Origin of the sequence: Flavobacterium sp., assembly GCF_024642105.1 — a bacterium.
Lineage (GTDB): Bacteria > Bacteroidota > Bacteroidia > Flavobacteriales > Flavobacteriaceae > Flavobacterium.
This window is the reverse complement of the sequence record NZ_JAHEBT010000003.1, coordinates 26293-47164: the sequence shown is the minus strand read 5'-3', so window position 1 is coordinate 47164 and position 20872 is coordinate 26293. Positions and strand designations below refer to the sequence as shown.

General features: G+C 34.4%; 17 protein-coding genes and 1 other RNA gene. 9 read left to right on the top strand and 9 right to left on the bottom strand.

Going from position 1 to position 20872, the window contains the following annotated elements; translation table 11 throughout:
- Positions 1-14 precede the first annotated feature (14 nt).
- The 4 genes from Q0L65_RS01600 (at position 15) to Q0L65_RS01585 (ending at position 2588) form a co-directional block, all read left to right on the top strand.
- On the top strand, positions 15-347 hold the full coding sequence (locus tag Q0L65_RS01600; protein WP_296682698.1) for a ribonuclease Z: 333 nt from the start codon (positions 15-17) through the stop codon (positions 345-347).
- Positions 347-1252 carry a ribonuclease Z gene (locus Q0L65_RS01595; RefSeq protein ID WP_296682696.1) on the top strand — a complete coding sequence of 302 codons (906 nt, stop codon included), beginning with the start codon at positions 347-349 and terminating at the stop codon, positions 1250-1252. The genes Q0L65_RS01600 and Q0L65_RS01595 overlap by 1 nt, the downstream gene beginning before the upstream one ends.
- A 22-nt stretch (positions 1253-1274) precedes the next feature.
- Positions 1275-1919 carry a pyridoxamine 5'-phosphate oxidase gene (gene pdxH / locus Q0L65_RS01590; protein WP_296682694.1) on the top strand — a complete coding sequence of 215 codons (645 nt, stop codon included), beginning with the start codon at positions 1275-1277 and terminating at the stop codon, positions 1917-1919.
- Positions 1920-2084: 165 nt separating this feature from the next.
- On the top strand, positions 2085-2588 hold the full coding sequence (locus tag Q0L65_RS01585) for a CAP domain-containing protein (RefSeq protein WP_296682692.1): 504 nt from the start codon (positions 2085-2087) through the stop codon (positions 2586-2588).
- A gap of 51 nt (positions 2589-2639) precedes the next feature.
- Here the strand turns inward: Q0L65_RS01585 and Q0L65_RS01580 are convergent, their stop codons facing one another.
- The 4 genes from Q0L65_RS01580 to Q0L65_RS01565 all read right to left on the bottom strand — a co-directional run bounded on the left by Q0L65_RS01580 (position 2640) and on the right by Q0L65_RS01565 (position 11134).
- A complete protein-coding gene (locus tag Q0L65_RS01580) occupies positions 2640-4559 on the bottom strand; it encodes an OmpA family protein (protein WP_296682690.1) in 1920 nt (639 codons plus the stop codon).
- Positions 4560-4589: 30 nt separating this feature from the next.
- Complete coding sequence (locus tag Q0L65_RS01575) at positions 4590-4991, bottom strand: flagellar motor protein MotB (protein WP_296682688.1); 402 nt, start codon at positions 4989-4991, stop codon at positions 4590-4592.
- A gap of 11 nt (positions 4992-5002) precedes the next feature.
- Positions 5003-5911 carry a type IX secretion system membrane protein PorP/SprF gene (locus Q0L65_RS01570; protein WP_296682685.1) on the bottom strand — a complete coding sequence of 303 codons (909 nt, stop codon included), beginning with the start codon at positions 5909-5911 and terminating at the stop codon, positions 5003-5005.
- 90 nt (positions 5912-6001) lie between these two features.
- Positions 6002-11134 (bottom strand): gliding motility-associated C-terminal domain-containing protein, encoded by a 5133-nt coding sequence (locus Q0L65_RS01565; protein ID WP_296682684.1) that lies wholly within the window; start codon positions 11132-11134, stop codon positions 6002-6004.
- A 361-nt stretch (positions 11135-11495) separates the two neighbouring features.
- Between Q0L65_RS01565 and Q0L65_RS01560 the strand changes: the two genes are divergently transcribed.
- Genes Q0L65_RS01560 through Q0L65_RS01550 form a run of 3 tightly spaced genes read left to right on the top strand, consistent with a single transcriptional unit; the run spans position 11496 to position 15013 of the window.
- Positions 11496-11981, top strand: a complete 486-nt coding sequence (locus Q0L65_RS01560) for a histidine phosphatase family protein (RefSeq protein ID WP_296682682.1) — start codon at positions 11496-11498, stop codon at positions 11979-11981.
- Positions 11982-14081: a polyphosphate kinase 1 gene (gene ppk1, locus Q0L65_RS01555; protein WP_296682783.1), complete on the top strand. Its 2100-nt coding sequence runs from the start codon at positions 11982-11984 to the stop codon at positions 14079-14081.
- 41 nt (positions 14082-14122) lie between these two features.
- A complete protein-coding gene (locus Q0L65_RS01550; RefSeq protein WP_296682680.1) occupies positions 14123-15013 on the top strand; it encodes a rod shape-determining protein in 891 nt (296 codons plus the stop codon).
- A gap of 9 nt (positions 15014-15022) precedes the next feature.
- On the opposite strand, the gene Q0L65_RS01545 is transcribed toward Q0L65_RS01550, so the two are convergent.
- From Q0L65_RS01545 to Q0L65_RS01535, 3 genes are all read right to left on the bottom strand, one after another.
- Entirely contained in the window at positions 15023-15766 is a 744-nt protein-coding gene (locus tag Q0L65_RS01545) for a DNA polymerase III subunit gamma/tau (protein ID WP_296682679.1), read from the bottom strand.
- Positions 15703-16788, bottom strand: coding sequence for a DNA polymerase III subunit gamma/tau (gene dnaX, locus Q0L65_RS01540; protein WP_296682677.1), 1086 nt, complete (start codon positions 16786-16788; stop codon positions 15703-15705). Before dnaX ends, Q0L65_RS01545 begins: the two co-directional genes overlap by 64 nt.
- Before the next feature lie 101 nt (positions 16789-16889).
- Positions 16890-17180 carry a hypothetical protein gene (locus Q0L65_RS01535; protein ID WP_296682675.1) on the bottom strand — a complete coding sequence of 97 codons (291 nt, stop codon included), beginning with the start codon at positions 17178-17180 and terminating at the stop codon, positions 16890-16892.
- 122 nt (positions 17181-17302) lie between these two features.
- On the opposite strand from Q0L65_RS01535, the gene rnpB reads away from it, so the two are divergent.
- Positions 17303-17629: RNase P RNA component class A (gene rnpB / locus Q0L65_RS01530), an RNA gene on the top strand.
- A 241-nt stretch (positions 17630-17870) separates the two neighbouring features.
- Here the strand turns inward: rnpB and Q0L65_RS01525 are convergent.
- Positions 17871-18431: an RsmD family RNA methyltransferase gene (locus Q0L65_RS01525; RefSeq protein ID WP_296682674.1), complete on the bottom strand. Its 561-nt coding sequence runs from the start codon at positions 18429-18431 to the stop codon at positions 17871-17873.
- Positions 18428-19240 carry a DUF3822 family protein gene (locus Q0L65_RS01520; RefSeq protein WP_296682672.1) on the bottom strand — a complete coding sequence of 271 codons (813 nt, stop codon included), beginning with the start codon at positions 19238-19240 and terminating at the stop codon, positions 18428-18430. The genes Q0L65_RS01525 and Q0L65_RS01520 overlap by 4 nt, the downstream gene beginning before the upstream one ends.
- Positions 19241-19433: 193 nt before the next feature.
- Between Q0L65_RS01520 and Q0L65_RS01515 the strand changes: the two genes are divergently transcribed.
- Entirely contained in the window at positions 19434-20855 is a 1422-nt protein-coding gene (locus Q0L65_RS01515) for an AAA family ATPase (RefSeq protein ID WP_296682670.1), read from the top strand.
- Positions 20856-20872: the final 17 nt, after the last annotated feature.

Genomic DNA, 20872 nt, shown 5'->3' with positions numbered 1-20872 from the left:
TTAAAATCCAATTTATGAAAGTAGATCAAAAAGGACATACGATAACAATAAAAGATACTCAAGGAGATTTTACTTCATTTTTAGATAAAGTGTCACAATCTAATTCCTCCTTTGATACTCATAATTTAATTATCGATTTGTCTCATAACAAATCGGTTACTCTTGCTGATTTAAAATTGTTGTTACCTTTATCTAAACAACATAAAAAAGCAAAAAAATCATTTGTTGTGGTAGCAGAAGGGATTGATTTTAATGCTGTTCCATCTCAACTGGTTGTGGTTCCATCCAATTTAGAAGCCCACGATATTATTGAAATGGAAGAAATCGAACGTGATTTAGGATTTTAATGAAGCTAACCATTCTTGGCTGCTATGCCGCTACCCCTCGAACGATAACGAATCCAACTTCCCAGTTATTGGAGATCAATAACAGAATGTTCTTAATTGATTGTGGAGAAGGCACTCAAGTACAGCTTCGGAAAAACAAAATCAAATTTTCTAAAATCAATCAGGTTTTTATTTCTCATTTGCATGGTGATCATTTTTTTGGTTTGATTGGATTGATTTCAACTTTTAGTTTGTTAGGAAGAACAACGGATTTACATATTTATGGTCCAAAAGGTATCAAAGAAATTATTCTATTGCAATTAAGGTTATCTAATTCGTGGACGAATTACGGTTTGTATTTTCATGAATTGGAATCGGATGAAAGTGAGACTATTTTTGAAGACGAAAAAGTGTTGGTTAAAACCATACCTCTAAAACATCGAGTATATACTAATGGTTTTTTATTTCAAGAAAAAGCAGGGGCTCGCAAGTTGAATATGGATGCAGTTTTGAATTACGAAATTGAGAGTTGCTATTACCAAAAGATAAAAAATGGAAAAGACATCACTTTAGAAGATGGTAGAATAATTCCCAATTCAGAATTGACTTTTGATCCCCTTCCCCCCAAAAGTTACGCCTTTTGTTCTGACACAGTTTATTATGAAGCAGTCATCCCGATTATTGAAAACGTTGATGTTTTGTACCATGAATCCACTTTTTTAGAATCAGAAGAAGGTTTGGCTCAAAAGACCTTACACTCCACAGCAAAAGAAGCTGCTCGAATTGCTTTGAAAGCCAATGTAAAACAATTAATTTTAGGGCATTATTCGACTCGATACGAAAGTATAACATTGTTTAAAGAAGAAGCCGAAACCGTTTTTCCAGAAGTGCTTTTAGCAGAAGATGGCAAAACGTTTGAATTGTAATAAAGCATAAAAAAAATAATCCATGAAAGATTTAAGTGATTACCGAAAATCCTATGAAAAAAGTGAATTGTTAGAAACTTCTATTCCAGAAGATCCAATTAATTTGTTCAATAGATGGTTTCATGAAGTAGAGGACTTTGGAGGCAATGAAGAAGTCAACGCTATGACGGTGGCTACTATTGGTTTGGATGGATTCCCAAAATCGAGAGTTGTTTTATTGAAGAAATTTAACGAAGAAGGATTTATTTTTTATACCAATTATAATTCAGAAAAAGGCAAGGCTATTACTACTAATCCTAATGTTTGTCTTTCGTTTTTTTGGTCTAGTATGGAGCGTCAAGTGATTATTAAAGGGATTGCTCAGAAAACGTCTGAAATCATTTCGGATAATTATTTTGCTTCTCGACCAGATGGAAGTAAATTAGGAGCTATTGTATCGAATCAATCTGAAGTGGTACCTTCAAGAGAGTATTTAGAAGAAAATTTAAAACAATTGGAAGCTAATTTTGAAGGCATGGTTATTCCAAGACCAGAACATTGGGGAGGATTTTTAGTTACTCCTTTGGAAGTTGAGTTCTGGCAAGGTAGACCTAATCGCCTTCACGATAGAATTAGATACATTGCTCAGTCTGATTTTAGTTGGAAGATAGACAGACTGTCTCCTTAATGTAAGAATTTATTTGTAAATACTTGAAAATTAGCTATTTAAATCGTTTTTATTTGACTTTTGTCGATTAATGTTGTACATTTGCACCGCTTAATTAATACATCAACAATTTAAATTTTTTAAAGGAGTTTGCCCCACAATCTACTTTAAGCTTGCCCTACTTTTATGAAATTATTTTTATTACGTGTCCTTGTACTCGTTTTTGTACTTGGCACCCTAAATTCTTGTACTGCAGATGCACCTGCATCAGTTACAACACCGGCCGTTTCTCAAACTTCTGTTCCTTATCCGTACACTACTTTTGAAAATGAAACCTTGACATTAATCAATAATTACCGAGTTAGTATTGGTTTGAATGCCCTAATTAAGTCAGATTATATCTCTTTTAAAGCCGAAGAACATAATAATTATATGATTGCTAATAATGTGGTTAATCATAATGATTTTGTGGCCCGTTCGGAAGATATTATGAAAACTTTAAGTGCTAAATATGTTACCGAAAATGTAGCATATAATTATACTACTCCAAAAGCTGTTTTAGATGCTTGGCTAGCAAGTGAAGGACATAAAGCCAATTTGGAAGGTAATTATACTCATTTTGGGCTTTCCGTTCGTGAAAATCCAACTACCGGAAAAAAATATTACACTAATATCTTTGCTAAGATTTAAAGAACTGTATAGTTATAAAAAGGGCGAATTTCATTAGAAATTCGCCCTTTTTTATAAAGCAGTAATAATAAATTCACTACGTCTATTTAGTTGATGCTCCTCTTCTGTACAAGAAACTCCATCAGAACAGTGGTTCACTAGTTGAGCTTCTCCATAGCCTTTGGCTGTTAGGCGATTGGGATTCACTCCGTTTTTAATTAGCCATTGAATAGTAGCTTTGGCTCTATTACCTGATAAAATTTCATTGTATTTAAAAGTACCTCTACTATCAGTATGAGAACGAATGTCTAATTTCATACCTGGATTATCCGTTAAAACAATTAATATTTTTTCTAAATCTATAGCGGCTTCTACACGAATATTATATTTGTCGAAATCAAAGTAAATATTTTTTATACCAAAACATTTTCCTAAATCATCACCTATAGTTACTTTACATTTTGTTTTTTCTAAAGCAATAGGTAGGTACGTTCTTCCGTCCAATTTTGAGATACTGATTTTTTGTTCTTTGGTATTGTATTCTGTTTTTTCGGCTCTGACGTAATAGTCTTGATCGCAATCTACTTTTAGAGAATAATTTCCTTTGGAGTCAGATACAATTGTATTTAATAAATCGAATTGTTTGTTATACAAACTAATCGTTGTATTTGGCAACAATTCTTTAGAATTCTCATCGGTGATTTCTCCGTATAATTCTTGTTCACAACGTAGTCGTTTGGTTTCCAAGAATTGATAAATATCGTCTGATCCTTGCCCGCCACTTCTATTGGAGCTAAAAAAACCTCTTCTAGTTTTAGTATCGATGAAATAGGCAAAATCATCTTTGGCTGAATTGACACTTTCCCCCACATTTTGAACGTCGGTAAAAGTTCCGTCAGGGTTAATTTTGGTTACAAAAATATCAAATCCACCTAATCCCGGTTGCCCGTCTGAAGCAAAATACATTTCATTCTCCTCCGTGATCGAAGGGAAACTTTCTCGTCCAATGGTATTGATGCTATTGCCTAAGTTTATAGGGGTTCCAAAACTTCCGTCCTCATTGATCTGTACTTTGTAAATATCGGATTCACCAAAAGAATCTGGTCGGTTCGAAGCAAAATAGAGTGTTTTTTCATCAGGACTTAATGCAGGATGTGCTGTGCTGAATTGGTCACTGTTGAAAGGTAATTCGGTTACATTGGTCCATAGTCCATCTACAGCATACGCACGGTATATTTTCAAAAGTGTAGTTTTATCTTGGCTTTTACCCTTTTTACCTTTTAGAAAATTATTGCGACTAAAGTACATTGTTTTTCCGTCTTTGGTAAAAACAGGGGTAGCTTCATGAAATCTTGATTTTACGGCATCATCAAAGGGTTCTGGTTTACTTAAGGTTGCATCTTCAGCTAGTTCTGAAGTATACAGATTAGTGAAATATTGATTGTTCCAAGAATGGATTCGGTGGGATAAACTTCCAGTGTCTCGAGCTGTCGCAAACACGATTTTATTTCCATACTTTGCTGTGCCATAATCTGAATATTGAGAATTAATCCCAGCATTTTCGATTTGATATCGACCCGAATTGGCTTTAATTTGGTCAAGATAATTCATTGACTTGTCAGTAATTCCAATTTTTTGACGGAACAATTGCTGCATTTCGTTTGCTTTTTGGTTTTCACCAATTGATTGTAACGATTGCGAATAGCGAAAATAATATTCAGGTTCTACATCAGTATTCATAGCAAATAGTTGACTGTACCATTTGGCAGCCGATTCTAACTCGCCGTTGAAATAATACGAGTTGCCTATTTTTTTATACATATCAGCTGATTGGTACCCTTTTTCGGCAACTCTCTCATAGGTTTTTATAGCATCGATATAGGCTAAATTAGTATATTTTTTATCCGCTGATTTTAGTTGGGATTGTTGCGAATAGCTATTGAATGAAAATAGATTCAATAGGGCGATATAGAGTGTGAAATACTTTTTCATAATCGTATAGTTTAGAAGTATTTAAAAGAATTATTTTCTTTTTTTAGATTTTTTAATTGGAACAATTTCTGATTTCTGATTCAATCGAAGTAGTACCTCATTCGCTAATTTAGTATTGCCAATACAGTGTAGGCAATCAGCATACTGATAATAATATTCGGGTTCTAATGGAGTTCTCATAGCAAATAACTCTCCATACCATTTAGCCGCTTTTTCATAGTTGGAATTGAAATAATAGGAATCACCTAATTTTTTAAATAAATCGACTGACTTGTATCCTTTTGCTGCGACGCGTTCATAAGTATTGGTTACATCAACATAGGCATATTTTTCATTGACTTTATCGGTAATAAAAAGGGTTGTTTTTTGACTAAATCCTTTTAGATAAGCGAAGTTTACTATTGCTAAGTAAAGTAGTGTACGGTTTTTCATAATGGTAGTTTTTAAAAGAATCTTGGTGTAGTCATTCGAGTGTTGTTTTTAAATAATTCATAGCGAAGAAAAACTTCATGAGATCCTGAATTGTATCTATCTAAATTGGTAGTTTCTAAATCGTAGCCATAACCAATATGTAGCCCTTCGGAGATTTGAAATCCTACCATGCCACTCATTGCAGCATTCCATCTATAAGCAATACCAATAGTAAGCTTTTCGATGAACATAAAATTTGCAGAAATGTCAGCTTGCAATGGTGCACCTTGAACTAATTTGAGTAACCCTGCGGGTTTAAATTGAATATCATTTGAAATAGTAAATACATATCCACCCATGAGGTAATAGTTTATTTTTTCTTTAAAAATAGCTACCTCGTTATCATTATACCGATTGGTTTCAATGAAATTAGGAACTGAAAATCCCACATAAGCCTTGTCTGAATGCAAATAAATACCCGCTCCAATATTGGGTGTAAATTTGTTATTAAAGTCATGTAAACTAGGGTCGTTATCTACAGGATTGAGTTTGTTTACATCTAAACTAAATAAATTAGCTGTGGCTTTCATCCCAAAAGAAAGTATAAATGTCTCCGAAGTGTGAATAGAATAGGAGACGTCCGCAGAGATTGTGTTTTCTTGTGTTGGTCCAATTTTGTCATTGACAATTGATATCCCCAATCCTAAATTACTTTCATTGAGGGGAGTATTCATAGAAAACGTATTGGTTACTGGAGCTCCGTCAAGGCCAACCCATTGGGTACGATGTAAAGCAAAAATGCTTAAGGCTCCTCTCGATCCTGCATAAGCTGGATTGATAGTAATTGTATTGTACATATACTGTGTAAATTGAGCATCTTGTTGAGCATAATTAAGCATCGATGTCAATACTAAAACGAAAGAAAATAATAGAGTTTTCATAATTGCGGTTTTATGGTATCATTCAATAGAATGCGTTATTTATTTTTTTATAATCCCAGAAAATTTAATTCTCAGGGAATATTATTTGTATTATTTGGTTAGGAATAGATATCCTACTTTTTTATTATTTTGAATGGTATTGTTGTTGTCAAAAGAAGTATACGTCAAAATATAAAAATACGTTCCAGCAGGTAATCCTGATGATTGACTTACAGCTGATTGCCCGATTGAGATGCCATCAAATGCATTAGTAGTATTGTTATACCCTTTAGTTGAATACACTAATACTCCCCATCGGTTGTATATTTCGACAGTATTATCAGGATAACAATTGGTGTCATTAATATTGTCAATTACAAACTTCTCATTGATACCATCTCCGTTTGGAGAAAAAGCGTTGTGAACCACTATAGTTCCACAAGGCAATACAATTCCGCCACAGTCTGTAGTTACAGTTACCGTAATTCTAATACTTCTAGGGCAATTGGCATCATTAATCGCATATTCGAAAATATAATCTCCTACTGCAAGAGTCGCTGCATTAAAATTATTACCTTCTAATTTTCCTGTATTAGAAAAGTCTGTCCAAGTTCCTGTAGTTGGAGTTCCTGTAGGGAATAGAGAAGTTAAATCAATGCTTGTAGTTTCTCCATCATTACAAACAGAACCTGTTAGTGTAATCAAACTATTAGCAATTGTTACATTCACAGTTTGAATAAATTCTGAAGTATTTCCACAGGTGTCTGAAACGCTCCATTTTCTGTTGATTATATAAGAATCAGTGGTTTGGTTACTAATAGTTTCTGTGAAAATAGTTGAGTTAATAGCAGAACAGGCATCTACAAAAACTAATTCTGGTTTCACAGGAATTGCATCACAGTTAGCTGTAACATTAGAGTTAAACTCGCTAGTAGTTATAGGTCCAATTTTGTCTTCTACATTAATAGTTTGTGAAGCAGTTGAACTATTACCACAAGTATCAGTTGCTGTCCAAGTTCTTGTTATCGAATAGGAACCAGCACAACTTCCTTCTGTTTTGACATCTTTAAAAGTCAAGTTAAAATCAGAGCCGCATTCATCAGTCGCTGTTGCAAATGCAAATACAGGTGAATTTGGACAAGTTATTGTCGTTGGTTCTGGTAAACTTGCAATTACAGGAGCAACTTTGTCTTCTACATTAATAGTTTGTGAAGCAGTTGTGCTATTACCACACATATCAGTCGCTGTCCAATTTCGAGTGATTGAATACGAACCAGCACAGCTTCCTTCAGTTTTGACATCTTTAAAAGTTAAATTCACATTAGAGCCACATTCGTCTGTTGCAATTGCTTGAGTAAATACAGGTGTGTTTGGGCAAGCTATTGTCGATAGCTCTGGTAAAGGCGCTATCGTTGGAGGGGTAGTATCTATCACATGTATAATTTGAGAAGTACTAGAAATATTATTACATGCATCTGTAAAAGTCCAAGTTCGGTTGATTGTATACGTATTTTCACAATCGCCTAATTCGATGCTATTCGTTCCTTCAACAGTAATATTTCCGGAACAGTTATCTCTTGCTGTAAGCGGAATCATCGCAGGAATATCGGATGCACATCCAACGGTAATAGTCGTAGGAGCTACGGGTACCACAGGAGGGGTATTATCCTGAACACTAAATGTTGCAGAAGTAGAAGCTGAGTTTCCACAAGTATCAGTTGCAGTAAACACTACAGTCACAGCAGTTGAACAATCATTTGCAATCGAGTTAAAGTTATTAGTCCAAATTATTTCAGAACAGTTGTCAAAAGCAATCGCACCTCCGTTATTAGCTAACCAATTAGCAATCGCATTTTGATTTCCTTGTCCATCACATTCTACTATTATATCGGTAGCTTTGGTTGCTATATCAGGTACAGTAGTGTCTTGAATTGTAATTGTTTGTTTAAACGTTTCAGAAACATTACCACAAGCATCGGTTACTGTCCACGTATTAGTGTAGGTTCCGGCATTGGCACAAGTTGCAGAAGCTACAAATGTTCCCGCTACTTTTACAATGTTACTTAGGTCTGCATCGCAATTGTCAGTGGCTACAGGGAATAGATTTTGGGCATTCGCCAAAGCTTGTGTATCACTACATTCAACAGTAGTATTTAAACTACCGACAGCAGTTGTCCAAGTAGGCGCTGTGTTATCAATTACATTGATTACTTGTGTAAATGTTTCCGAACTATTGCCGCAATCATCGGTTATTGCCCACGTATTGGTGTAGGTTCCTGCATTGGCACAAGTTGCAGAAGCTACAAATGTTCCCGCTACTTTTACAATGTTACTTAGGTCTGCATCGCAATTATCAGTGGCTATTGGGAATAAATTTTGGGCATTCGTCAAAGCTTGTGTATCATTACATTCAACAGTAGTATTCAAACTACCGACAGCAGTTGTCCAAGTAGGAACAGTAGTATCTATTACATTGATTACCTGAGTAAACGTTTCCGAACTATTACCACAAGCATCGGTTACTGTCCACGTATTGGTATAGGTTCCGGCATTAGTGCAAGTTGCAGAAGCCACAAATGTTCCCGAAACTTTTACATTGTTACTTAGGTCTGCATCGCAATTGTCAGAAGCTATTGGGAATAGATTTTGAGCATTCGCCAAAGCTTGTGTATCATTACATTCAATAGTAGTGTTCAAACTTCCGACAGCAGTCGTCCAAGTAGGAACAGTAGTATCTATTACATTGATTACTTGTGTAAACGTTTCAGAAACATTGCCACAATCATCGGTTACTGTCCACGTATTGGTATAAGTCCCCGCATTGGCACAAGTTGCAGAAGCCACAAATGTTCCCGAAACTTTTACATTGTTACTTAGGTCTGCATCACAATTATCAGTGGCTATTGGGAATAAATTTTGGGCATCCGCCAAAGCTTGTATATCACTACATTCAACAGTAGTATTTAAACTTCCGACAGTAGTTGTCCAAGTAGGAACAGTAGTATCAATTACATTGATTGTTTGTGTAAACGTTTCAGAAACATTCCCACAATCATCGGTTACTGTCCACATATTAGTATAGGTTCCTGCATTGGTACAAGTTGCAGAAGCCACAAATGTTCCCGAAACTTTTACATTGTTACTTAGGTCTGCATCACAATTATCAGTGGCTATTGGGAATAAATTTTGGGCATCCGCCAAAGCTTGTATATCACTACATTCAACAGTAGTATTTAAACTTCCGACAGTAGTTGTCCAAGTAGGAACAGTAGTATCAATTACATTGATTGTTTGTGTAAACGTTTCAGAAACATTCCCACAATCATCGGTTACTGTCCACATATTAGTATAGGTTCCTGCATTGGTACAAGTTGCAGAAGCGACAAATGTTCCCGCTACTTTCACAATATTACTTAGGTCTGCATCACAATTATCAGAAGCTATTGGGAATAAATTTTGGGCATCCGCCAAAGCTTGTGTATCGCTACATTCAACAGTAGTGTTTAAACTACCAACAGCAGTTGTCCAAGTAGGTGCTGTGTTATCAATTACAGTGATGGTTTGTACAAAATTGCTACTTGTATTGCCACATCCATCGGAAAAATTCCAGGTTCTCACTCTTGAATAACCATTGGCACAATTGGTAGTTGGAGTGGTTACATCACTCACCAAATGAATAGTTGGGGTAGTCGAACAATTATCAGTGGCAGTTGGAGCTTCAGTTAAAGCAGAAGCAATTGCAGCAGTGTTATTACATTGGATATTGTGATCTAATGCACCTGAACTTGTTGTTACAATAGGAGCGGTAGTATCATTTACAACAACAGTTTTAGTGCACGTAGAGGTACAGCCATTAGCATCAGTAGTATTTAGTGTTAAAGTAAATGATGCATTACAAGTTGACCCTGTGGTTAGAGTAACAGTTTGCGAAGTAGTACTACCACTGATAGTTCCATTACCTGAAATATCCCATAAATAACTTGCACTTGAAGGTGCTGAAAAGGAGGATTCTGTTGACGGACAAATTGGACCATCTGTGCCTGTAATCAAACAACTAGGTGAGGGGATTGTGGTAATAGTAACTTCATCATATACTACACAATGTGCTCCAATACCATTTGATGGATGAGTTTCTACAGTAAGTCGTAATGTAGCAGAACCTCCGTTGATTGTTACATAAGAATCTAGTGAAGATGGAGTATCAATCGTAGCATTACCACTTATTACAGACCAAGTTGTAGATACAACCGAATAGTTAGAACTCGGTACCGCAGCCCCTTGAAGTTTGTAACTTCCTCCGGAACAAACAGTATCATCGTCTCCCGCATCAGCACTTCCTAGTGTAAGGTTAGTTACAGGTAGTGGTTCAAAAAAATCTTTTATAGAGGCTGATGGAGCTGTAGACGTTTTTGACTTAACAAAAATAGTTTTTATTTTTAGGCTAGCACAAGGATCTATAGCACTTAGTACTTCGGTTAAATTTACTGCTGATTCTATGAATGTGTTTTCTGGATAACTATTAGTTCCAAAAGCAGAATAAGGTACAGAAATTATACTAGAATTTCCTGCGGCATAGACTGAATTAACAGGTAGAGTTGAATAATATGTTGTGTATTGCCAAACGCCACTAACAAGAGTCCAACGCTGAATATCGAATTTTGCAACACCGCTTTCAAAATAAACGGTAAGTAAAAAATCACCTTCAGTTCGCCCACCAGTTGAATTAGAAGCGGTTGTTGAAAATCCAGTGGCTGTTTTAGTTAATTGGTCTTGAAGAAATTCAAAGTCAATATAAGCATTTCCACTATTGCTTAAACGATCGGCAGCAAATACAAACCAAACATTGCCATTCGAATCGGTTGTAAAATGAATCAACGCATTGTTCATATCGGTTTTATTGTTCGAAGTACCATTAACCCAGGTCATAGAATTGGGATTATCACTCACTTTGTCTCCACCTCCAAAAATATTATCTGTTCCACTATCGTATTCGTCATACAAATGATAGGTAGTCTTTGTATTTAGGGGTGTTCCAGAGTTAGCTAAAACAAATCCGCCAGACCCAGTCCCATCCACCCAATCTCCATTGGTTGAATTTGACAAAAGTGAACCATCAATAGTAAACCCACCACTTGGCAAGTTTACAGGAGCTATTCCTGGCCCTATTTGAGAATAAAGCCCTAAAGAACATAAAAATAAAAGGGAGACAAAAAGTCTAGCCAAACGAGTAAATGTTGGTTCCATATTGATTTTTTTAAATCGTTAGAAAAGAAATAATTGGACTATTGTAGAATTGATTTCTTTAGAATCAGTTACCTATTATATATAGCTAAGTGTTTAACTATTTGATATAGTGATATTTACATCTAAGTTAATTTTATGAAATGGAAAGAAATAAGTAATCTCTATTAAAGGCTTAAAAACTCGTTAAAGGGTTGTTCAAGAATTTTTTGATGATAGTTTTCTTGCTTTTTTAGTAATTGAAAGTGATATCAATAATAATAAAGAGTTAAAATAGAAGATTCGTTTACAGATGTTTTGTAAATTGTCTCATGAATGAATGATTTGTTTTCTGAATAGATTAACTAATAATCCCCCATATAGTATGAAAAATTTAATTTTAGTTAGACATGCAAAATCAAGTTGGGCAACCCCTACTAAAGATGTTGATAGGCCTTTACTTAAGAGAGGAATTATAGATGCCCATTTAGTTTCCTCTTGTATTATGAGTTACATTCCCAAAACTTTTTTGCTCTGGACAAGTACAGCCAAAAGAGCTTCAGATACCGCTCTAATTTTTGCTCAAAATATTTATTTTCCTATTGAAAATATTGTTTACAAAGAAGATTTATACACTTTTGATGAAAATCAGTTAGAGAAAGTAATCAAATCTTGTAATAATCTTTATGAAAGTGTTATTCTTTTTGGACATAATGAGGCTATTACAAATTTTGTTAATAAATTTGGAGATGGTTTTATTCCTAATGTTCCTACATCAGGATTTATTTCATTACAATTTGAAACAGAGAATTGGGATAAAATTGATAAGGGTAAAATCAAAAAAACACTATTTCCAAAAGATTTAAAATAAATAAAAGTTTTGCAACAAAAATACATTGACAGAGAAAAAAGTTGGTTAGCTTTTAACGCTAGAGTACTTCAAGAAGCAGGGGATGAGACAGTACCTCTTTTAGACCGAATGCGATTTCTAGGTATTTTCTCGAATAATTTAGATGAGTTTTTTAGAGTTCGTTTTGCAGCAATACGTCGATTGACACTGACAGGAATTTCTGGAGAAAAGTTTTTTAACGGAATTTCAGCTCAACAATTACTGAATGATATCACTGATATTGTAATTAATCAACAGGCAGAGAGTTTGGATATTTTGAATGATATCGAAGCTAGACTAGAAAAAGAAAATATTTTTACCATTGATGAAAATGATGTTACTGAAGAACAAGAAAATTTTTTAAAAGATTTTTTTGTTCAAAAAGTAAGTCCAGAATTAGTGACAATCATTTTGAATGATTTAGATCATTTTCCTGTTTTAAAAGATACTGCGGGTTATTTAGCAGTGAAATTGGTTACTAAAATTCAGAATCAAGAGGAAGATGTTGATGGGAATTCAGAAATTAGATATGCGGTAATTGAACTTCCAAAAACAATTAACCGATTTGTTGTTTTGCCTCCAGAAGGCGAAAAACAATATGTGATCATGCTTGACGATGTGATTCGTCTCAACTTAAATAAAATTTTCGATATTTTTGATTACGAAAGTGTTTCTGCACACATGATAAAAATTACTCGAGATGCTCAGCTAGATATTGATAGTGATATGAGTAAGAGTATGTTAGAGAAAATATCGGCAGGTGTAAAAGACAGAAGAATTGGTGAGCCTGTTCGATTTATTTATGATCAAACAATTGATAAAGACACACTTAATTTTTTCTTAACTAATATGAAAATTGATGCCACAGATAGTATTATTCCAGGTGGTAAATATCATAATAGAAGAGATTATATGGATTTTCCAAATCTAGGTAGATTTGATTTGTTGTACAAAACGAATCCGCCGCTGCCTATTCCAGGATTGAGTTTGGACGAAAACATAATGAAGAAAATTGCAGTAAAAGATTATTTGGTCAATGCACCCTATCAGTCGTATTCGTACGTTATCAAGTTCTTACGTGAGGCGGCTTTAGATCCAAAAGTAACCACGATTAAAATCACTTTGTACCGATTAGCCAAAAATTCCCAAATTATTAGTTCCCTAATTAATGCGGCAAAAAATGGTAAAAAGGTAACTGTTCAAATTGAGTTGCAAGCTCGTTTTGACGAAGCAAGTAATATTTCCTATGCAGAACAAATGCAAACGGAAGGGATCGAACTTATTTTTGGAATCAAAGGACTAAAAGTACACAGTAAAATTTGTGTTATTGAACGTTTAGAAGGTAAAAAAGTGAAACGTTACGGAATTATTTCTACTGGGAATTTCAACGAAGCAACGGCTAAAGTATATACTGATGTGACACTTTTTACAGCACATCAAAAAATATTAAAAGACGTTTCTAAAATCTTTGATTTCTTTGATACCAATTATAGAGTGCATCGATATAAACATTTGATTGTTTCTCCTCATTACACAAGAGGTCGTTTTCACAAATTAATAGACAGAGAAATTTCCCATGCGCTTGCAGGTAGAAAGACGTACATGAAACTAAAAATGAATAGTCTTTCAGATACTGAGATGATTGATAAATTGTATGAAGCAAGTAATGCAGGAGTGAAAATACAATTAGAGGTAAGAGGCATTTGCTCTTTAATTCCAGGTGTGCCTGGCATGAGTGAAAATATTGAAGCTATTAGTATTGTAGATAATTATTTGGAACATTCTAGAATTTACATTTTTGGAAATGCGAGCCAAACCGAAGTCTATATTTCATCGGCTGATATTATGACTAGAAACCTAGACGGTAGGGTTGAAGTTACCTGCCCAATCTATGATACAGAAATCAAACAAGAGTTAATTGATAACTTTGATTTAGGTTGGAAAGGAAATGTAAAAGCCCGATTCCATTCTCAAAAATTAGACAATAAATACCGACAAAGAGGAAATAACCCGGTTTTTAGAGCTCAGTTAGAGACCTATAAATACTATCAAAATAAAGTTATTCAAGAAGAGATTATTTAATTTCTGAAACTAAAATTAATTGACCCACAGAATCATTTTTGATGTTAAAAATAAAAAAATACGCTGCTATCGATATTGGATCTAATGCCATGAGATTGCTTATTGCTAATATTGTTGAACAAGACGGTAAAGAAACTCAATTTAGTAAAAGTTCCTTAGTTCGTGTGCCAATTCGTTTGGGGCAAGATGCATTTACAGTTGGAGCCATTTCAGAAGAAAATATTGATAGAATGTGCGATGCTATGAAAGCATTCAGTTTATTGATGAAAGTACACAAAGTAGAGCAGTACAAAGCCTTTGCAACCTCAGCAATGCGTGAAGCGTATAATGGAAAAGAAGTTACTGAAATTATCAAGAAAAAAGCAGGGGTGAAAATTGAGATTATTGACGGTAAAAAAGAAGCGGCAATTATAGCTTCTACTGATTTACATCATTTGTTAAAAACAGATCAAACCTATCTTTTTGTTGATGTTGGTGGTGGTAGTACCGAGTTTACATTGTTCTCTAATGGAAAAATGATTGCTTCTCGATCTTTCAAAGCGGGAACCGTTCGTTTATTAAATAATATGGTTCACGAAGTAGTTTGGGATGAAATTGAAAAATGGATTCGAACCAATACTGAAGAATACGATGAAGTTACGTTAATTGGTTCTGGAGGAAATATTAATAAATTATTCAAGTTGTCCGGAAAAGCCCAAGAAAAACCCTTGTCGTATATTTATATTAATTCCCAATATGCCTTTTTGAATTCGTTAACGTATGAACAACGCATTTCGGAATTAGGACTGAACTCAGACCGTGCGGATGTAATTCTTCCTGCAACACGAATTTATTTGAATGCCATGAAATGGAGTGGAGCTAGAAATATTTATGTTCCTAAAATTGGTTTGGCAGATGGAATTGTGAAAGCCATGTACTACGGGAAAATCTAGCACAAAATATTAAGTAATATCCAATCCGAATGTTGTTTTTAATAATTCAATATTCGGATTAATTTGATGTAAACGGTTGTAACGATCTTGATCATTAAAGCTGCGTTTGCTTTCGAAACTTTCATTTACAATCACTTCTATAGTAATATCGTGGTTGTGTAAATGTCCTTTCAAATAGCCTAATAATCCTAATTTTTCGCTTTCAAAATCCAATTTTGAACCTTCGTTAGGTAATTCAATGGTGATATGAGTTCCATTCAAAACTGGATCATTAATTAGCAATAAGGATTCCATGATTTTGTATCCTTTGTCACCCAAACGCTGCGCATATTTATTCCATTGCAATAACATTTCAGTTTCTGTAAATGGTTCTGTTGGTAAATGAAGCGTCTCTTTTACAAAAGTTTTGGAATTTTCCTCTAATGCTTTTTTAGCACGAATACTGGATAATGAAAGTGCAGAAACTTTAGGTTCGGATTCTTTTGCGATACTAGGTTGGGCTACCTCAACTATTGGTTCACTAACAGTTATAGGGGTTTCAATGACCGAAGCAGATTTTATTTCTTCAATTTCTTGGAGAGAAACAGTCGTATTTTCTGGAACAGCAACGCCAACTTTTTCTGTAGTTTCGACACTTTTAACTACTTCAACTATAGAATAACCTGAATTTTTAAAATAAGTGGGCGAAATTATAAATTGCTCAACTTTTTTTTTTCTCCATCGAAAGTGATGGAGGCCAATTGCATTAAGCAAAGTTCTACAAGTAGTCGTTGATTTTGACTGACTTTGTATTTCAAATCACAATCATTGGCAATTTCAATTCCTTTCAACAAGAAATTGGCATCACATTTTTGAGCTTGAACAGCATACATCTGCTGAGCTTGTTCTCCAACTTCTAACAAAGATAAAGTAGCAGGATTTTTAGAAACCAATAGATCTCTAAAATGCGAAGCCAATCCAGCCACAAAATGATGTGCGTCAAATCCTTTGGCTAAGATTTCATTGAAAGCTATTAATAATTCTGGGATTTTGTTTTCCAAAATTAAATCGGTTACATTGATGTAGGTTTCATAATCTAAAACATTCAAATTCTCGGTTACCGCTTGACGAGTCAAATTGGTTCCACAAAAAGAAACTACTCGGTCAAAAATAGACAGAGCGTCACGCATTGCACCATCAGCCTTTTGAGCTATGATATGCAAGGCATCGTCTTCAAATTGTACTCCTTGACTAGTGGCTACATCCGCTAAATGTTCTTTAGCATCTTTAACGGTAATTCTTTTGAAATCAAATATTTGACAACGCGATAAAATTGTCGGAATGATTTTATGTTTTTCGGTCGTAGCCAAAATGAAAATAGCGTGTTTTGGCGGCTCTTCTAATGTTTTTAAAAATGCATTAAAAGCGGCAGAAGACAACATGTGCACCTCATCAATAATGTAGACTTTGTATTGTCCTGTTTGTGGGGGTATACGCACTTGGTCAATCAAGTTTCGAATGTCATCTACTGAGTTGTTTGAAGCAGCATCCAATTCAAATACATTGAAGGCAAAATCTTCATTTGGATCATCATAACCAGGTTGGTTGATTTTTCGTGCCAAAATACGCGCACAGGTAGTTTTCCCTACACCACGAGGTCCTGTAAATAAAAGGGCAGAGGCTAAGTGATTGTTTTCAATGGCATTCAACAAGGTATTGGTAATGGCCTTTTGTCCCACAACATCTTTAAATGTTTGCGGACGGTATTTGCGTGCCGATACTATAAATTGCTCCATTGAAAATGTATTAGAAAGCAAATATAGGATATGAAATTTCAAAAAGCAACAGCTTTTCTACAAATCCCCGATGACTTATCCCCAATTTACTAACAATACATTTACGGTTTTAATCGCATAGAATTAAAGGCAATTGCAAGATCAGTATCTAAATCACTTCCATAAGAAGCTACAAAAACGCCTTTTTTTCCTATATCGGATTTAAGACCATATACCACTGCTTCTTCATCAGGATTTGTATCTCCTTCATAACGATAAATATGTTCAATAGTATAACGATACGGATTTTCTTTGATATCTTCTGTATGAAGATTAAAATCATGAGTAAAACCTTTAGCATTTAATTCGGTAAGTGCCTCAGCAATGGTGGCATAATGATACATTCGTTCCATGGTATATTGCGTTTAAAATGTGTGTATCATAAAGTTAACTCTTTTATTTTTAAGGATTTGTAAAAGTCTTGTTAAAGAAAAAAATCAATTATGATTTCCCGTAAATAAAGTTGTAAATTTGCACTGCAGACCGCCTTATCGCCGTCCTGATTCATTAGGAGGGAGGAAAGTCCGGACACCATAGAGAAGCATAGCGGGTAACACCCGTCGGTTCGTCTCGATTTTTCGAGATGGATTAGGACAAGTGCAACAGAAAGTATGTACAGGTAATGCTGTAGTGAAACCAGGTAAACTCTATGTGGTGAAATATCAAGTATATCAGCATTTAAGGGCTTCTCGTCCGTTGTTGAAGGGTAGATAGCTTGAGGCTTGCAGTAATGTAAGTTCTAGATAAATGATAAGGCTCCGTTTCTCGGAGACAGAATCCGGCTTATAGGTCTGCTTTTTTTCTCCACAAACTATAGTTGTTTTTAAGTTAAAGAGATTTATTACTCCGTTAGGAGTTAGATTTAGGTAATTAAAAAAAAGACTACAAGAATAAAAGTCCTGTAGGGACGCTATTTTACTTCAGGATTAGATTAAAATATATCATCCCTAAAGGGACTTTACATTTTACTTTATTAGGTTTTACCGAGATGAAATCCCTAACGGGATTGGATTAAATAGAATAAAGCTATTTTAAAAATACAACTACTCTTCTTTCTCTTCAGAAGATGCTATTTCAAAAAAACTAAAAAAAGATCCACCGTAACTTTTTTGAAAAGAAAAATGAGGTAAATGTTCCATTTTAGTGTATTTGGAATGTTCAATAATTAACATTCCTTCTTCTTCTAAAAGTCCTTTTTCAAAAACTAAGCTAACTGCTTTTTCAAATGTTTTTTGGTCTAAACCGTAAGGAGGATCGGCAAAAATGATGTCGTAAGTCGTTTTGTTTTTTTCAAGGAAAGCAAAAACATCACTTTTGGTAGCAGCAATATTAAAGTCAAATTCAGCAGCGATTTGTTTGATGAATTTTACACAACCAAAATCTCCATCTACTGAAGTAATTGGCGAACTACCTCTGGAAGCAAATTCGAAGCTAATGTTCCCTGTTCCCGAGAATAAGTCCAATACTTTAAGTCCTTCAAAGCTAAAATGATTATTCAAAACATTGAATAATGCTTCTTTACTCATATCAGTTGTAGGACGTACAGGAAGGTTTTTAGGAGGAAATATGCGTCGGCCTTTGTATTTGCCTGAAATAATTCTCATGAATTGAAAAGTATAAAATGGGTTCTGTTATCCGCTTCTGAAAAATTGTTTTTAGCTTGTAAATCGCTTACATCTAGTAATGATACATTGCGAATGTATTTGTAGGCTAATTGGTAATACTCACTTTCGGCATCGATTTTTCCAATTAATTCTAAAGGGAATTGTTCTGGATTTAAACCCAATTGTTCTGCTGTAAACAAAATGTAATACAAGAAATCTTCAGGAGTAGTATAGTCAAACGAATTGAACAATACTAGTTTTTGGTTTTGCACCACGATAATTTCAAAATGCCCTGAATTGATGTGTACAAACATCTTTTTCTCTGGATTGTTTTTGGACGCAATCAATAATTTGGAAACCAAAATAGTATTGGCATGCTTGTAATCAAAAGTGCCAAATTGGTCAATAAAAAAGTTATTGATATTTACATACGGAATGTAAACGGTGTTCATTTGGCAATTGGCAATTTCGTCAAAAGCAAAAAAATCAGTTTCAAAAACTTTGGTATTGTATTGTAAATAGCTTCCTAAAAAGTTTTCATCAAACAACGGTTCAGGAACAAATGTGGATAAATTGTTATTGTGAATTATTAGAATTTCATCGTATGACTCCTTTAATTCTGGAAAATCACTAAACGCATCGGCAAACAAATCTTCGGTTTTGGTAGCTTTGTGAAAAGTGTCAAAACGCACTTCGTTAAAAGAAGTAATGGTGTTGTTAAGCGTATCAAAACAACAAAAAGAAAGTCCGTTCAAGGCAACTTGAATAGACAATTTTTTATACTTCTTTTCGGTGATGTTTGTGTTCATACGTTTTTATTTCAACAATGCAAACATACGAATAACAATAGCAAAAATCAACTTCAATGGCAATTTCAATATTCAATGTCAAAATGAATCGCAATGTTAAACTTAAGTTGATTTTTGAAATTGAACTTGATTTTTGAAATTGCGATTGATTTTTGTCATTCCAATTGCTTACTTTGCAGTCAAATTAGTCATAATGAACTCCTCTCTGTTTTACAGTCTTTTAAAGAAAAAATTTCCGTTTGAACCCACTTACAAACAGGATATTTTTTTTCAAAAGATTGCTATTTTCTTAACCGAAATGGAAAACAACACCATTTTTGTGTTGAAAGGATATGCAGGAACAGGAAAAACTACGGTCATTTCAACGATTGTCAATAACTTAATTGAGATTAATAAAAAATATGTATTGCTTGCGCCAACAGGTCGTGCAGCTAAGGTAATTGCCAATTATTCGAATAAACCCGCTTTTACCATTCATAAAAAAATCTATTTTCCCAAGAAATCTTCAGGCGGAGGCGTTTCGTTTACTTTGCAACCTAATAAACATAAAAATACCATTTTCATTGTTGATGAGGCTTCCATGATTTCAGACGCTAATTCAGATTCAAAATTATATGAAAACGGCTCTTTATTAGACGATTTGATTTCGTATGTATATTCAGGAACCAACTGTAAAATGATTCTTTTAGGCGATACGGCACAGTTGCCACCAGTGAATTTGGACATCAGTCCAGCTTTGGATACCCATACTTTGGCAGTGCATTATGACAAAGAAATTGAATCTATTGAATTAGACGAAGTGATGCGTCAGGAAGAAAGTTCAGGGATTTTATTTAATGCAACTGAACTTCGCGAATTATTAAAAGATAGTTTTATTAACGAATTTCAATTTGATGTACGTAAGTTCAAAGATATTGTTCGTTTAGTAGACGGTTACGATATTCAAGATGCAATTCATTCAGCTTATAGTAATTACAGTATTGAAGATACCGCTTTCATTGTTCGTTCGAATAAAAGAGCCAATCAATACAACGAACAAATTAGAACTCGAATTTTAGACCGAGAAAGCGAATTGTCAACGGGAGATTTTTTGATGGTGGTAAAGAACAATTACTTTTGGTTAAAAGATGCTGACGAAGCTGGTTTTATTGCCAATGGTGATATTATTGAAGTGTTGGAAATATTCAGTATTCAGGAATTGTATAGTTTTAAGTTTGCCAAAGTAAAAATCCGAATGGTGGATTATCCTAATCAAAAGCCTTTGGAAACGGTTTTGCTTTTGGATACGATCAAGAGCGAATCACCTTCTTTGACTTATGAAGAGTCGAATCGTTTGTACCAAGAAGTGCTAAAAGATTACGAAGGCGAAACCAAATACAAGCAATTTCAAAAAGTAAAAAATAACGATTATTTTAATGCCTTGCAGGTTAAATTCTCCTATGCAATAACTTGTCACAAATCGCAAGGAGGGCAGTGGAATACGGTTTTTATTGAGCAACCCTATTTGCCTGACGGAATCAATAGTGATTATATTCGGTGGTTGTATACCGCCATGACAAGAGCTAAAAATAAATTATATTTGATAGGTTTTAAAGACGAAAGTTTTGTGGATTAAATAGTGAAGTACTAAAC

Coding starts and splice junctions, on each gene's coding strand:
- dnaX (WP_296682677.1), bottom strand. CDS start 16,788: ATGGAGCAATTTATAGTATCGGCACGCAAATACCGTCCGCAAACATTT.
- Q0L65_RS01595 (WP_296682696.1), top strand. CDS start 347: ATGAAGCTAACCATTCTTGGCTGCTATGCCGCTACCCCTCGAACGATA.
- Q0L65_RS01600 (WP_296682698.1), top strand. CDS start 15: ATGAAAGTAGATCAAAAAGGACATACGATAACAATAAAAGATACTCAA.
- Q0L65_RS01550 (WP_296682680.1), top strand. CDS start 14,123: ATGTTAAAAATAAAAAAATACGCTGCTATCGATATTGGATCTAATGCC.
- Q0L65_RS01560 (WP_296682682.1), top strand. CDS start 11,496: ATGAAAAATTTAATTTTAGTTAGACATGCAAAATCAAGTTGGGCAACC.
- Q0L65_RS01515 (WP_296682670.1), top strand. CDS start 19,434: ATGAACTCCTCTCTGTTTTACAGTCTTTTAAAGAAAAAATTTCCGTTT.
- Q0L65_RS01520 (WP_296682672.1), bottom strand. CDS start 19,240: ATGAACACAAACATCACCGAAAAGAAGTATAAAAAATTGTCTATTCAA.
- Q0L65_RS01535 (WP_296682675.1), bottom strand. CDS start 17,180: ATGGAACGAATGTATCATTATGCCACCATTGCTGAGGCACTTACCGAA.
- Q0L65_RS01570 (WP_296682685.1), bottom strand. CDS start 5,911: ATGAAAACTCTATTATTTTCTTTCGTTTTAGTATTGACATCGATGCTT.
- Q0L65_RS01525 (WP_296682674.1), bottom strand. CDS start 18,431: ATGAGAATTATTTCAGGCAAATACAAAGGCCGACGCATATTTCCTCCT.
- Q0L65_RS01565 (WP_296682684.1), bottom strand. CDS start 11,134: ATGGAACCAACATTTACTCGTTTGGCTAGACTTTTTGTCTCCCTTTTA.
- Q0L65_RS01585 (WP_296682692.1), top strand. CDS start 2,085: ATGAAATTATTTTTATTACGTGTCCTTGTACTCGTTTTTGTACTTGGC.
- Q0L65_RS01575 (WP_296682688.1), bottom strand. CDS start 4,991: ATGAAAAACCGTACACTACTTTACTTAGCAATAGTAAACTTCGCTTAT.
- Q0L65_RS01580 (WP_296682690.1), bottom strand. CDS start 4,559: ATGAAAAAGTATTTCACACTCTATATCGCCCTATTGAATCTATTTTCA.
- pdxH (WP_296682694.1), top strand. CDS start 1,275: ATGAAAGATTTAAGTGATTACCGAAAATCCTATGAAAAAAGTGAATTG.